This is a genomic window from Enterococcus sp. ARL09-542 (assembly GCF_005234805.1).
Taxonomy (GTDB): Bacteria; Bacillota; Bacilli; order Lactobacillales; family Enterococcaceae; genus Enterococcus_D; species Enterococcus_D gallinarum.
On the sequence record NZ_QPQX01000002.1, the window covers coordinates 241152 to 256145 of the forward strand.

Annotated in this window: 11 protein-coding genes; 1 reads left to right on the top strand and 10 read right to left on the bottom strand. The window is 41.6% G+C overall.

Features of this window, described 5'->3' with window-relative positions; translation table 11 throughout:
- Nucleotides 1–3: 3 nt before the first annotated feature.
- The 9 genes from DVW06_RS03635 to pcrA all read right to left on the bottom strand — a co-directional run bounded on the left by DVW06_RS03635 (nt 4) and on the right by pcrA (nt 11570).
- The gene (locus tag DVW06_RS03635) at nt 4–1167 is read right to left on the bottom strand and encodes an FtsW/RodA/SpoVE family cell cycle protein (protein WP_003126454.1); all 1164 of its coding nucleotides are present in this window, start codon (nt 1165–1167) and stop codon (nt 4–6) included.
- Nucleotides 1168–1169: 2 nt separating this feature from the next.
- Nucleotides 1170–1469 (bottom strand): YlaN family protein, encoded by a 300-nt coding sequence (locus tag DVW06_RS03640; RefSeq protein WP_003126453.1) that lies wholly within the window; start codon nt 1467–1469, stop codon nt 1170–1172.
- A 375-nt stretch (nt 1470–1844) separates the two neighbouring features.
- Nucleotides 1845–2879 (bottom strand): diacylglycerol kinase, encoded by a 1035-nt coding sequence (locus tag DVW06_RS03645; RefSeq protein WP_096711045.1) that lies wholly within the window; start codon nt 2877–2879, stop codon nt 1845–1847.
- 10 nt (nt 2880–2889) lie between these two features.
- Nucleotides 2890–4320, bottom strand: a complete 1431-nt coding sequence (gene gatB, locus DVW06_RS03650) for an Asp-tRNA(Asn)/Glu-tRNA(Gln) amidotransferase subunit GatB (RefSeq protein ID WP_003126451.1) — start codon at nt 4318–4320, stop codon at nt 2890–2892.
- Nucleotides 4317–5789: an Asp-tRNA(Asn)/Glu-tRNA(Gln) amidotransferase subunit GatA gene (gatA, locus tag DVW06_RS03655; RefSeq protein WP_003126450.1), complete on the bottom strand. Its 1473-nt coding sequence runs from the start codon at nt 5787–5789 to the stop codon at nt 4317–4319. Before gatA ends, gatB begins: the two co-directional genes overlap by 4 nt.
- Complete coding sequence (gene gatC / locus DVW06_RS03660) at nt 5789–6094, bottom strand: Asp-tRNA(Asn)/Glu-tRNA(Gln) amidotransferase subunit GatC (protein WP_003126448.1); 306 nt, start codon at nt 6092–6094, stop codon at nt 5789–5791. Before gatC ends, gatA begins: the two co-directional genes overlap by 1 nt.
- A 105-nt stretch (nt 6095–6199) precedes the next feature.
- Nucleotides 6200–7297, bottom strand: a complete 1098-nt coding sequence (locus tag DVW06_RS03665; RefSeq protein ID WP_096711046.1) for a CamS family sex pheromone protein — start codon at nt 7295–7297, stop codon at nt 6200–6202.
- The gene (gene ligA / locus DVW06_RS03670) at nt 7287–9317 is read right to left on the bottom strand and encodes an NAD-dependent DNA ligase LigA (RefSeq protein ID WP_003126446.1); all 2031 of its coding nucleotides are present in this window, start codon (nt 9315–9317) and stop codon (nt 7287–7289) included. The genes DVW06_RS03665 and ligA overlap by 11 nt, the downstream gene beginning before the upstream one ends.
- 12 nt (nt 9318–9329) lie before the next feature.
- Complete coding sequence (gene pcrA / locus DVW06_RS03675) at nt 9330–11570, bottom strand: DNA helicase PcrA (protein WP_021149781.1); 2241 nt, start codon at nt 11568–11570, stop codon at nt 9330–9332.
- 167 nt (nt 11571–11737) lie between these two features.
- Between pcrA and DVW06_RS03680 the strand changes: the two genes are divergently transcribed.
- Nucleotides 11738–13285, top strand: a complete 1548-nt coding sequence (locus tag DVW06_RS03680; RefSeq protein WP_034704340.1) for a ClC family H(+)/Cl(-) exchange transporter — start codon at nt 11738–11740, stop codon at nt 13283–13285.
- A gap of 175 nt (nt 13286–13460) precedes the next feature.
- On the opposite strand, the gene DVW06_RS03685 is transcribed toward DVW06_RS03680, so the two are convergent.
- Entirely contained in the window at nt 13461–14927 is a 1467-nt protein-coding gene (locus tag DVW06_RS03685) for an alpha-amylase (protein ID WP_041120203.1), read from the bottom strand.
- Nucleotides 14928–14994: the final 67 nt, after the last annotated feature.

Consider the following 14994-nt stretch of genomic DNA (forward strand, 5'->3'; position numbering starts at 1 on the left):
TGATCAATAATTCAAACTATATTGTTTCCTCTTTTCTTCTGCACTAATGTTCAAAATAAAGCCGATACAAATCGACAACATTAACAAACTTGATCCTCCTTGACTCAAAAAAGGAAAAGTGATCCCCGTTAACGGAATCAAGCCGGTGATCCCACCTAAATTGATAAAGATCTGTGACATAAATAATGTCCCGATCCCAATACACATCATGGAATTAAAGGAATCTCTTGATCGAATGCCAATCAAAAACATTCTTCCTACCATATAAAAGAGAATCCCTAACAAAACGATTGAGGGAATCAAGCCAAGTTCTTCCATCACGATTGAAAAAATATAATCGGTATGGGCTTCATTCAAGAAGCCTCGTTTTTGAATACTATTTCCTAATCCGCGACCAAATAATCCGCCATTGAACATGGCATAATATCCATTGACCATTTGATGTCCTGTATCAAATTCATCGGCAAAAGGATTGGTGAAAGCGGCAAATCGATTGTAGATATATTCAGGCAGAAATTTCCCACCTGTCAAATTGACAAAAGTAATCGCCAAAAAACTAAAGAGAACTGTGGCCCCACCTAATATCAGGGTATACACATAGTTTAATCCGCTAGCCAGCAAAACCACAAAAGCCAGCATGAAAATAATAACAGCGTTCCCGAAATCGGGATAGAAGGCCAAAATCACCGTATAAGCCAATACGATCGCCATTGGTCTTCTCACAGAACCCCAGAAGTCTTGCTGGATGCCCTCTTGGCGATAAGAGAATGTGACCGACAAGAACCAAATGATAATAAACTTTAAGTACTCCGCTGGCTGAACAGAGAATCCTGCAATCGAGAGCCAGCCCCATGCACCATTCCTTTTTTGGAAGAAAAAGGCGGCGATCAAAAGAAAGAAAATAACGATCATGGCAATTTGGACAAACTTCTTATTGCGAAAGACATCAGTTTTCATCTTGTACATGATCGTGATCATAATCAAACTTACCACCCAAAAAACGGCTTGATTGATCACATAAGCTGCTGAAGTAGTCGGTGGCTTTGCTGTCATAGCGACATATGAGGTCGAACTGTAAACCATCATCAAACCAGTTACGCATAAAATAAGGTAAGGTATTAAAATGCTATAGTCTAAAAGGTGTCTTTTTTTAACTTTTTCTGGCAAGATTATGCCTCCTTGCCGATTTCAGTAGATTTTTGTTCTTCATATACTTCGCTATACAATTGATTTAGGTCTTTTTCCAGATCTGCCATCAATTGTTGGCCAGCAGCATTGTCTACAATACCCAAGCGTGTTGCGAAAGCGACTTGTCGTGATAAGCCATACATTTGTGTGTCAACGACTTCCTCGAATGCTTTACACTGAGCAATACACAAACTATTTTCTTGATTGCGAATCAATCGTTTGATTCGTTCGGCATCCTCTAAAAGCAGATTCAATGCCATTTCTGAATCAATCTGCGCCATTCTGGTCCCCCCATTTCTTAGTTTCATTATTATAGCATATTCTATACCGATTTGGCACAGTAGGATGCCATAAATTCAACCGTAAATAACGAACATAAATTTTTTTTTGCTAACAAAAAAAGCGAATTATCGACTGATATAAAAAAAAGAAGTATTTTCATTCGTTTTTTTCTGTTTCATTGGTTCCGCTTTGCTTTGTAAATCGTGAAACACGAACCAATTGTGAAACATTCAAAGCGATTCACTTAATAAGGAAAAAGACAAAAGATTGATCCAGCAGCCTTTATTGAAAAAAAAGAAGTGGAATTGTCCACATGTTCTTTCTTCCTTTCAAAAAAAGAACAGGAAGCGCACCGCTTCATGTTCTTTTGATTACTACTGTTTCTGCTTTTCACCGATAAAGCCATCACCGTTGATGTCCTCATCTGATAACCGTTCGACTTCTTTGATGAATCCCTGACTAAGTTCTTCGTAAGATTCTCCAACAACTGCGTCATCTGGAATTTGATCTAGGTTAGCAAAAAATTCAATATGATTATGCAAGTTGGTAAAGATCATCGGGGCATCGCCGCCGTATTCACCATCTAAATTGATCATCAAACAATCTTTTGCATCTGGCGCATCGACTTCTAAACGAGACGTTTTTGTATAGATCAAGCGTCGGTCATTGATATGTTTGCCACCGTTCATCATCAATGCAATCAGATGAACGATCTCAAAAATATTTGCCGTTTTCACTATGATCAGCGAAAATTTCCCATCGTCAAGTTTCGCATCCGGGGCGATTTGTTCAAAACCTCCCACTGAATTCGTCAATCCTAGGAAGAACATCGAAGCGCCGCCAATATATTCTCCATCGTCATATTTAAAGTGCATCTTGATTGGTTTGACTCGCGGCAACAATTCTGCGCCTTTTGCAAGATATGCCAAATAACCGAACACACTCTTCAACTCTGAAGGAACATCATAGGTCAACTCAGTCAGGTGTCCACCTGCAGCGATATTGATAAAATAATCCCGATCAGTTTTTCCAATATCCATTTTGATCGTTTGTTCCTTGAGAATGACTTCTGCAGCAGCCTTCACATCGTTTCTAGGAATCTTCAATGCACGAGCATAATCATTGGTTGTTCCGCCTGGGATGATCGCCATTTTGGGGCGCTTTTTTAGCGGAGCGATACCATTAACTACCTCATTAATGGTTCCGTCGCCTCCGGCTGCAACAACCAGATCAAATCCGGCTCTCCCTGCCCTACTCGCTTCATCGCGAGCAGAGAATGGGAGAGCAGTCGTCGCAAAAGCACTGGCTTCATAACCGGCTTTCTCTAAGACTTCTAATATATCGGCAAGATGTTTACGAATCAGTTCTTTTCCTGATGTTGGATTATAAATGACTCTGGCTCTTTTCATATTCCGCCTCTTATCGTTTTGCTAATTCTTCTTGAAGTAATTTGTTCACAACGCCAGGGTTCGCTTGTCCTTTAGTTGCTTTCATGATTTGACCAACTAAGAACCCAACTGCCCGGTCTTTTCCGTTCTTGAAGTCATCAACAGATTGTTGATTCTTATCCAAGACTTCATTGATCATTGGCAGAAGTTGTGCTGGATCGGATAGTTGGATCAATCCTTTCGCTTTGACAACTTCTTTGGCATCGCCGCCATTGGTGATCAATTCTTTAAAGACTTTTTTCGCAATCTTAGAACTGATCGTTCCATCAGCAATCAGTTGGATCATTCCTGCAAGATTATCCGGCGTTAATTTGGTTTCTTCTAATTCCAATTTTTCACTGTTCAAGTAGGCCGAAACTTCACCCATCAACCAGTTTGATGCTTGTTTTGGTTCCGCCCCAGCATCGATGGTTGCTTCAAAGAAGTCGGACATTTCTTTGGTCAGTGTCAAGACCATTGCGTCGTATTCTGGCAATCCAAGTTCGTTGATGTACCGTTGGCGGCGTTTTTGTGGAAGTTCTGGCAATGTTTGCCGTACTCGTTCGATCCATTCGTCATCAATAACAAATTTAGGAATATCTGGTTCTGGGAAATAACGGTAATCAGATGATCCTTCTTTGACCCGCATCAAGATTGTCTTATTAGTGGTTTCATCAAAACGACGTGTTTCTTGTTGGATCTCACCGCCAGAAAGCAATACTTTTGCTTGGCGTTTTTCTTCGAAAGCCAAGCCTTTTTTGACAAAGGACATAGAGTTTAGGTTTTTCAATTCGGTTTTGGTACCAAAAGCTTCTTGACCATAAGGACGTAAAGAGATATTGGCATCACAACGCATGGATCCTTCTTCCATCTTCACATCAGATACTTCTGTAAATTGGATGATAGAGCGCAAAGCTTCCAAATAAGCATAGGCTTCTTCTGGCGAGCGCATATCTGCTTCAGAAACGATCTCGATCAACGGCGTGCCCTGACGATTTAAATCCACATAGGAATAGCCGCCGATGCCATGCATATTTTTCCCTGCATCTTCTTCAAGATGAACCCGCTCAATACGGATTTTTTTCTTTTTGCCTGCTACTTCGATCTCGATCCAACCATCATGACCGATTGGTTGGTCAAATTGAGAAATTTGATAGGCTTTCGGATTATCCGGATAGAAATAGTTTTTGCGGTCGAAATGAGTATCTTTGGAAATTTCACAGTTTAACGCTAGTGCTGCTTTCATCCCAAATTCTAACGCGGCTTTATTCATCACCGGTAATACCCCTGGATAACCCCAGTCAATCACATTCGTATTGCTATTTGGCTCGGCACCAAAATGTGCTGGCGCCGGTGAAAAGATTTTTGAGTTTGTTTTTAATTCTACGTGGACTTCAAGCCCAATGACTGTTTCGAAGTTCATGCGTTATTCCCTCCTAAAATCACTGGTTTTTTCGTATGAAAATCAGTTGCTTGTTCAAACGCATAAGCCGCTTGATACATCGTTGCTTCATCAAAATGTTTACCAATGATTTGCAAACCGACTGGTAATCCTTCAGAAAATCCTGCTGGTACAGACATACCTGGCAATCCAGCCAAATTGACTGGAATCGTTAAGATATCATTCATGTACATTGTGATTGGATCATTGATATTTTCACCTAGACCAAAAGCAACGGTTGGAGATGCAGGACCAATAATCAAATCGTAATCAGCAAATACTTTGTCAAAATCTTGTTTGATCAATGTACGGACTTGTCCAGCCTTTTTGAAGTAAGCATCATAATATCCAGCACTTAATGAGAATGTCCCTAACATGATCCGGCGTTTTACTTCTTCTCCGAATCCTTCACTACGAGAATTGACATACACATCGTCTAGATTTTTTACGTTTTCTGAACGGTAGCCATAACGGATTCCGTCAAAACGTTGCAAGTTAGAGCTTGCTTCAGAAGAGGCAATAATATAATAAACGGAAACGCCATATTTAGAATGAGGCAAGCTGACTTCTTCGACTGTTGCTCCTAATGCTCGGAATGTTTCTGCCGCTTTCAACACAGCTTCACGGACACCAGGTTGAATCCCCTCACCCATATATTCTTTTGGCAGCGCAACTTTCATACCTTTGATATCGCCAGTTAACCCTGCAGCAAAATCTGGTACTGCTACTCCAGCAGAAGTGCTGTCTTTGGCGTCAAATCCACTAATGGCAGACAATGCCAGTGCATTATCTTTTACTGAACGAGTCATTGGTCCGATTTGATCCAATGAAGAAGCAAACGCAATCAGACCAAAACGTGAAACACGACCATATGTTGGTTTCATTCCTACGATTCCATTGAAAGAAGCAGGCTGCCGGATCGAACCACCTGTGTCACTCCCTAATGAGACTGGTACTTGCCCAGCAGCTACTGCAGCTGCAGAACCACCAGAAGAACCGCCAGGAACTTTGGTATGATCCCACGCATTCTTTGTTTTTTTGAAGTAGGAAGTTTCCGTACTTGCTCCCATGGCAAATTCATCCATGTTCAATTTACCGACTGGTATCATGTCTGCTTGGTAGACTTTTTCCATCACAGTTGCATCATATATTGGTTCAAAGTTAGCCAAGATCTTAGATGCAGCTGTAGTCAGTAGGTCTTTGGTCACGATATTGTCTTTGATCCCAATCGGAATCCCTGCCAAAACATTGCTTTCAGAAATACCCTTCTCATCAATTGCTTTGGCTAATGCCATCGCGTTTGACTCGTTCAATGTAATAAAAGAATCCACTTTTGGTTCAGTCGCTTTGATTTGCTCGAATGTCTCTGCTGTCAAATCGACAGCTGAAATTTCTTTGGAAACAAGCATGCCATGGAGCTCTTCCAAACTTTTACTTACTAATTCTGTCATTACGCACCGGCCTCCCCATTATCAATAATTGCTGGTACTTTAATGAAACCATCTTCTGATTCCGGCACATTACGCATCAATTCTTGTCGGTTCCAGCCTTCTGCTGCGATATCTTCACGCATCACATTGATTGTTTCAGCAACGTTTGATGTAAATGGCACACCTTCTGTGTCTACTTCCTCTAAGGTTTCTACCATATCAATAATTTTTCCTAGCTGAGAGGTAAACTCATGTAATTCATCATCTGAGAATGATAATTTTGCTAGCTTGGCAACGTGTTTGACTTGTTCTTCGCTTATCGCCATAAAATCCTCCTCTTTCTCGCATCCATAAAAATACGTTTACGTTTTTCCAATGTATTGTATCACTTTTCCAGCAAATCATGAAATACATTTTGAAAATTATCATACTTAATTGAAAATGTAGGTCTCGATTTTTTCTGCCCCATCTTTACGGGCAATAAAAGCTTGCTGTTTCCCTAGAGAGCCAACTTGGACTTCGATCTCGCCAGGAACTCCTTTGAAGACAGATTCGACTTGCTTTGCGCTATACTGAACAAAACTGGTGATCTCGGTTTTACTGTAATAATTCGACTCGACTTTCAAAACAAGTTTTTGGAGTTGATCATCTACGTAATACGCATTGCCGGTCACACCACTCAAGTCAGGAAAGAAACTAATGACAGCATCACGAAATGTTTTGAACTTATTATCCAAACCATCATCGGTGGCAGCATTGGCGACCCCCGCAGCTACAGGTAAAATAATGTGGGCCTCTGCTACTTTCTCATACTGATCGATAGTTGTTCCTCCATCTTGGCTGACTGCTTGATAAACATAATTGCCTCCGGCGATATCATCTTTAGCAGCTTGTTCGAATAAACCGATCACGATAGGTACAGTCTCCAACCCTTTGATTTTTCTTACTTGTGTCAAAACAGCATTGACTGTCTTCCGCGCGTTTGCCATCCACTCATCACGAGAGATAGAAATGGTCTCGTCGCTGCCATAGTAGACGGTATTAAAGGCAAAGCCTAAACTAATACCTACCAATGTTTTGCCGTCTTCTTTAATAAAATCTTGCTCCATCAATTGTTGAAAAATAAGCGGCTGATCTGAACCGGCAGGGTTAAGACCTTGCGGGTTATCATCAGAGACACGTTTCAGCCAATTCTTGATCGTATCAGCAGGAATTTTTTGACCTTCTTGAAAGTAGCACGTATCGACAGAAAAAGTCTGCTTGGACAGCCTCAGCAAGCCATTCTCAAAATTGGTTTGATTGAACCCGCTGTTCATTTGCTCTGCATTCAATCCTCTAGCAGCACTCGGTTGGTACTTGCCGTCTGTCATGACTGCCTGATAGACAGAATTATCGACACGGCCAGTGGTAATATTACCGCTGGCCGTCTCTTCACCTTCGTTGATATTCGTGATTCCTTTGTTGAGATTGCCGCAACCTGACAAAAAGCTTAACGACATCGCGACGATCAAGAAGTGTTTAATCTTCATGGTTATGGCTCCCTTCAATCGCTGCCACCATTTGATTCTCTTCCCAAACTGTAATGCCCAAGCTTTGCGCTTTCGTCAATTTACTACCAGCCTCTTCTCCCGCTACGACGATATCTGTTTTCTTTGAGACACTTCCCGTCACTTTTCCGCCAAGGTTCTCAATTCTTTCCTTTGCTTCTTCCCGAGTGAAATGAGTCAACTTTCCTGTTAAGACAACTGTCTTACCTTTAAAGGGTGAGTCAATAGCCGAGAGCTCCTCATTTTTTAAACCAAGGTAATCAAAATTGACCCCTGCTTTCTCCAACTCATCTAAAAGATCATGGACTTCTTCGTTGTTGAAATAAGTGACAACACTATCCGCGATGGTTTGCCCAATCGTTTCTAAAGAAACGATCTCCGACTCATCCGCTTTGCTTAGATTACGCAGATTGCGATAATGTTCCGCAAGAATTCTTGCTGCTTTAGATCCGACATGGCGAATCCCTAAGCCAAATATCAAACGCTCAACAGAATTTTCTTTACTGGCTTCGATTGCTGACAAAATATTGTTTGCCGATTTTTCTTTGATTTTGTCTAATGTCAACAATTGTTCTTCCGTCAAATAATATAGGTCTGCAACATCAGCAACTAAGTGCTTTTCATACATTTGTTCAAGAACTCGTGGGCCTAACCCTTCAATGTTCATAGCATTTCGGGAAACAAAATGACTCAATCCTTCTTTCATTTGTGCAGGACACTTCGGATTGATGCAGCGCAGTGCCACCTCTTCATCTAAATGGACCAATTCACTGTCGCAAATGGGACAATGGGTAGGAATCGGATAGGGCTCACTGGCTTTTGACCGCTTATCCGTCAATACGTTGGCAACTTCTGGAATGATGTCTCCTGCTTTATAGATAATCACAGAGTCATTCAAGCGAATATCTTTGGCGCGAATATAATCGACATTATGCAGGCTGGCACGACTTACTGTTGTACCAGCTACTCGAACCGGCGTCATGACCGCTGTTGGTGTCACAACACCTGTGCGTCCAACTGTCCATTCAATCTCTTCAATGGTCGTTTCTGCTTCTTCGGGTGGAAATTTATAAGCTGCCGCCCACCGAGGAGCTTTAACCGTAAATCCTAGTGTATCTTGATCGGAGAAGTCATTGACTTTGATGACAACGCCATCGATTTCATAAGGCAGCTCACTGCGTTTTTCGTGAAATTCTTCGATATACGCCCAAACTTCATCGATCGTTCGGCACAAACGCCGTTCATGATTTGTCCGGAAACCCAAACTGTCTAATTCATCAAGCGCTGAGAATTGATCGTGTGCCTCGATAGGACCGAAATCTGCCAGAGTATATAAGAATGTGCTCAAATTACGGCTGGCAGCAATCCGTGTATCCAGTTGCCGCAAGCTTCCTGCTGCGGCATTTCGAGGATTGGCAAATACCTCTAAGCCCTCTTCTTCCCGTACTTGATTCAAACGGATGAAAGAAGCTTTAGGCATGTAACATTCGCCTCGGACTTCTAATGAAACAGGTTCTTTCAATTTTAATGGAATTGACTTGACTGTCTTCAAGTTTTCCGTAATATTCTCGCCGACTGTTCCGTCACCCCGTGTTGCACCACGCACAAACCGTCCATTCTCATATTTCAAAGAGATTGATAGCCCATCGATCTTCAATTCACAGACATAATCAACGGCACGACCTAGCGCTTTTTGGACTCGCGCATCAAAAGCGATGATTTCTTCTTTATCAAACACATCATTCAAACTGTACAGAGGAATATCATGGATGACCTTTTCAAATCCAGGCAGAACGATTCCACCCACTCGCTGAGTAGGAGAATCTTCTGTGACCAGCTGCGGGTAATCCGTTTCTAATTGAACAAGTTCTTTATAAAGTCGATCATAGACGTAATCTTCGACAGACGGCTGATCCTTCACATAATACTCATAGGCATATTGATTCAAAGTGGTTCTTAATTCTTCCGCTCGTTGTTGAACTTCAGTTGATGGCACAGCCATTTCGATTCCTCCTTATAGTTTTTCGATCGGAGCAAATGCTGCAAGCAGCCGTTTTACTCCTTGTTGGGGAAAAGCGACATCTAATTCTAGATCCTGGGCGGCCCCTGTGGTCCGAACGATCGTGCCGACACCCCATTTTTTATGGTTGACTTTTTCCCCCACTTGCCATTGATTGCCGGCTGCAGTCGTGGTTTGTCTCGACGAAACAGTGGACTGACGAGGTTGGGTATACGTTGGTTTGAAAACTTTAGGCTGAAAGGAAGCAGCTGCCCCTTTCGGCTGAGTTCTTTCTCCCAGTGACTGCAGAAGATCTTGTTCAATCTCTTCCACAAACCGAGAAGGACGATTGTATTGAGTGCGTCCATACAATGTACGAGAAAATGCGTTTGTCAAGAATAGCTCTTCTTCTGCACGAGTAATCCCCACATAAGCCAAACGACGTTCTTCTTCCAGTTCGCTTTCTTCCATCAATGCTCGAGATAACGGGAAGATGTTCTCTTCTAGCCCAATCAAAAAGACCACAGGAAATTCCAATCCTTTTGCCGCATGCAATGTCATTAATGTCACTTGACTGCTTTCTTCTTCATAGGAATCAACATCGGAAAGTAAAGCGAGGTCATTGAGGAAGACAGTCAATTTTTCTTCTGGCGCATCGGCATCATCTTCATTTTGTGCCTCAAAGCGTTTGTCAAATTCTTGGGTCACTGTTAAGAACTCTTCCAAGTTCTCCAGCCGGGATTGTGATTCCAGATTGTTCTGATTGATCAAATCTTGTTTGTAACCTGTTTTATCCAAAATTTCTTTCGTCAGTTCTGTCACTGACAGATAAGGAATCATTTGGGCAAACTGGTCCATCATCATGCCGAAGCTACCAAGTTCTTTGCCGGCCTTGCCTGAGATATTGGCTAAATCGACATTCATCGCAGCTTCTAACAAGGACCATTCATGAAGCGAAGCAAACTCACGAAGTTTTTCGACAGAAGTCGCCCCGATACCACGTTTAGGCACATTGATGATCCGTTCTAGGCTTAGAGAATCGCTTGGGTTAGCAATGGCCGAAAGATAAGCCAAGATATCACGGATTTCTTTCCGATCATAGAATTTGCGTCCGCCCACCATTGTATAAGGCACGTTTGCTTTTAATAGCATTTCTTCAATCACCCGGGATTGAGCATTGGTCCGATACAAAACAGCAAAGTCGCCGAATTTACGTCCTTTATCTGCAATTTGTTTTTGCATCTCACTGACAATAAAACGAGCTTCATCTCGTTCACTATCCCCGCGATAGTAAGTGATTTTTTCACCGGCTCTATTTTCAGTCCACAAATTTTTGTCTGGACGGTTGCGGTTGTTTTTGATGACTTGATTCGCAGCATTCAAAATCGTCTGAGTTGAGCGGTAATTTTGTTCCAACAAAATCACTGCTGCATCCGGATAATCTTTTTCGAAGTCCAAAATATTTTGCATATTGGCACCCCGCCAGCCATAGATACTTTGATCCGCATCTCCCACGACACAAAGATTTTTGAAGCGGTCCGCTAATAAATTAACAAGCGTATATTGGGCATGATTCGTATCTTGGTATTCATCCACATGGATATAGTGAAATTTTCGTTGATAAAACTGCAGTGCATCTTCATTTTCCTTAAACAAGCGAATGGTATTCATGATCAGATCATCAAAATCCATACATTGATTATTTCGTAATTCCTTTTGATACAGCGCATAACAGCGGCCTACGATCTGTTCAAACAAGCTCCCTTGTTGATTTTCATAATCTGCCGGAGTCAACAATTCATTTTTGGCATTGGAGATCGCTCCTAAAATGGAACGCGGGTCATATTTTTTTGGATCAATATTTAACTCTTTTAAGACTCGTTTCATCAAAGTGTTTTGTTCAGAGGTATCAATGATCGTAAAGTTTCTAGAGTAGCCGATCTGATCAACATCTCTTCGTAAAATCCGGACACACATCGAGTGAAACGTAGAGACCCAAACATCTTCTCCCCCAGATCCAAGAAGCTGATTCACCCGTTCTTTCATTTCTCTAGCCGCCTTATTCGTAAAAGTAATGGCTAGAATATTCCAAGGATTGACATTTTTTTCTTCAATCAAATAAGCAATCCGATGGGTTAAGACCCGCGTTTTGCCACTACCGGCTCCGGCCATTAACAACAGAGGTCCTTCTGTATGCATCACGGCCTCTTTTTGCCGGGGATTCATATTCGCAAGTAATTCGTTTTTGGATGACATGGTTTTAACCATCCTTTCTTTCTCAATCCATTCAATTATAGCATTATCCGATTGTAGGGAAAACCGAACGCCTTGAAAAGTTGCTAAATTTTTCTTTTTTGTCCTTCAAAAAAATTCCTTGTTATCTATTCAAAAAAGGGCTAAATTAAATAAGGAAAGTGAGGAGTTTGATGAAGAAACATGAAATCCATTATTTAGATACAACCCGCCTGGCCTTTATAGGCAAAGGAATCTTGGTAGGAGCATTTGTGGGGATCGTGGTTAGTTTGTTTCGCCTTGCGATTGAATGGATAGGCGAAAAAGTTGCTGCTGTCTATCGACACCTTGCTGATCATCCAGATCAGATCATACTGTGGGTAATTCTCTCTATCATCACTGCAATTATTGTGATCCTTTTAGTAAAATCAGAACCTCAAATCAAAGGCAGCGGTATTCCTCAAGTTGAAGGGAAGTTAAGTGGCGAGATCGATTATAATTGGTTCTCTGTCCTTTGGAAAAAGTTTATCGGGGGCATTTTATCCGTCGGATCGGGTCTTTTTTTGGGGCGGGAAGGTCCTTCGATTCAACTAGGTGCTGCTGTCGGACAAGGTTTAAGTCAGTTCTTCGAAGCCCCAAAGTCAGAAGAAAAAATATTGATTTCCAGTGGTGCCAGTGCAGGATTGTCGGCGGCTTTCAATGCACCGATTGCCGGTTTGCTGTTCATTTTAGAAGAGATCCATCATTCCTTTTCACCTCTTGTATGGCTGACATCTTTTGCTTCAGTGATTACTGCTAACTTTGTCTCTTTAAATTTTTTTGGATTGAAACCTGTCCTTTACCAAGGAAAGATCAATGACTTGCCTTTGAAATATTACGGTGCTTTAGTCATCTTAGGTATCTTACTAGGGATCTTAGGACGATTTTACCAGTGGACATTGCTGTCTTTGCCTAAATGGTATGGAAAACTACCCATATCCTCTGACTGGTATGGATTGATTCCTTTTGTGCTGATTATTCCAATCGGTCTATTTTTACCAGACTATTTAGGCGGCGGGAATCAAATTATCTTGACTTTAGGAGAAACCGGGGCTCCCCTGTTGTTTTTGGTCATGTTGCTGATTTTGCGTTACTGTTTTTCCATGATTTCATATGGAGCTGGACTGCCTGGGGGGATTTTCCTTCCTATCTTAACATTAGGTGCGCTGATTGGTGCGATCTTTGGTACCTTTTTGGCACAGTCGATCGGTCTGGATCCTATTTATATCAAGAATTTCGTGATCGTAGCAATGGCTGGTTATTTTACAGCGATCGGTAAGGCTCCTTTAACTGCTATTATTTTAGTAACAGAGATGGTTGGATCAATCAATCACCTAATGCCGTTAGGACTAGTTAGTTTAGTAGCTTATATCGTGGTCGATGGTCTTGGTGGTCATCCTATTTATGAGTCTCTCCTTGAAAAGATGCATAAAGAACCCGCTGTGAATATCCGAGGAACGAAAACAGTGATCGAGTATCCGGTAACCGCAGAAAGTTCATTTGATGGGATGGCCGTTCGAGACTTTCCTTGGCCAGAAAACATGTTGCTGATTTCCATTCGTCGTGGCGAAAACGAAATTTTGACCCGCGGAGATACGATCATGAAAGTTGGTGATGCCCTTTTGATCTTAACGGATTCGAATAGTGTTTCGGAAGTGAAGAAAAAAATCAGCTATTTAGCTGATGGTCCTCTGACTTAAACATTGGCTGCCAAATTGCCGTCAACATCCTCCTGTCTTTATTTATCGATCAGAAAAAAATCGAAGGAGCAAAGCTACAGACACATGTTCTGCAGTTTTGCTCCTTCTTTCATTGCCATACAATCGCTGTCGTATAATATTACCAAACGGTTCTTTCTAAAATCAGCTTCTGAAATTAGCTATAGTATTTTTCCACCAAACGTTCATCCACATAAACGGAAACTTGACCGTCATTGACTGGGAAAATTCCTTTACCTGTTTCGTCTAAGACAACTTTTGCTTCATTATTTTTCAAAATATCTACGTAAGTTTCACCACCATGAATGGCGCTGATGGTCATTTCTTTCTCAGCACCTTGGGCATTCGTCATGACCACGGCCAAGCCAGACAGTTCGTGCTCATAATCTCCTGTCAGTACCCAACCGATACAATTTGGGTCATCGAAATAATCAACTTGATTGCCAAAGGAGATTTTTTCACGCAATTTCAGGAGATTTTCTAAATTTTCTCCAACTGGTTCAATACCTTGTTCAGGAATACCGAATAGATCCCCCCAGAAAACAACTGGTACTCCAGCTTTTCGCAACAAGATCAACGCATAGGCATGCACTTTAAACCAGCCATCTACCCATGACTGTAAACTCTGACCGACTTGCGTATCATGATTATCGACAAAAGTCACAGCGTAGTCTTCTCGAGAAGCAGTCAATGTACCTGCAAAGATTTGACTCATATCGTACGCACCATTCGAATGAGATGCTTCATAGAAATTGTAATGCAGTGGCACATCGAACAGATGGATCAGATTTCCGGAAGAATCGAGATACTCTTCTAGTTTCGGCAGATCACCCGACCAATATTCTCCCACCACAAATAAATCTTTGCCTTTTTCTTCCCGGCGATTCAAAAGCCAATTAACATAATAATTAAACTCAATATGTTTGACAGCATCTAGGCGATAGCCATCCACATTCGTTAACTCTTGATACCATTTGCCCCATTTATCCAGCTGTTCGATAGTTTCTGGATTCTCCATATCCAAATCACAGCCCATTAGATAATCATAGTTGCCCATCTCATCATCCACTTGATCTTCCCACCCTTTTTGGGCAAAGTTAAACAAGGCATGATCGTTGGTTCGGTCATCATAATCAACGCCAGAAAAATTTTTCCACGTCCAGACATAGTCATTGTATTTCCCTTTTCTTCCAGGGAAAGTGAACTTCGTCCAAGCTTCGATCTCTTCTTCATCACTTATCGGCTTGTTGCGATTGTCCCAACTGTATTTGACCGCTGGTGCCGTTTCTTTTTCATCGGCTCCTATCAAATGATTGAATACAATATCTGCGTAAACCTCCAACCCCTGATCTTGCAACGCTTTGATTGCTTCAAGATATTCATCTTTGGTTCCGTACTTGGTTGGTATTGATCCCTTTTGATCAAATTCTCCAAGATCGTAGTAGTCGTAGACACCATAGCCAACATCTTCGACGCCCGCTGTACCTTTATATGCAGGAGGCAACCATACCGCTGTAAATCCATAATCTTTAAGCTCACTACTCATTTCTTTCAATCTATTCCAATGTTGACTGTCTGCAGGCAAGTCCCATTCGAAGCCTTGCAATATCACTTCATTCTTCATATAATTCCCCCCTAAAAATAATTAAGCCAAAGAATAGCCATTCTTGTCAAACATTAACCCATTTCGA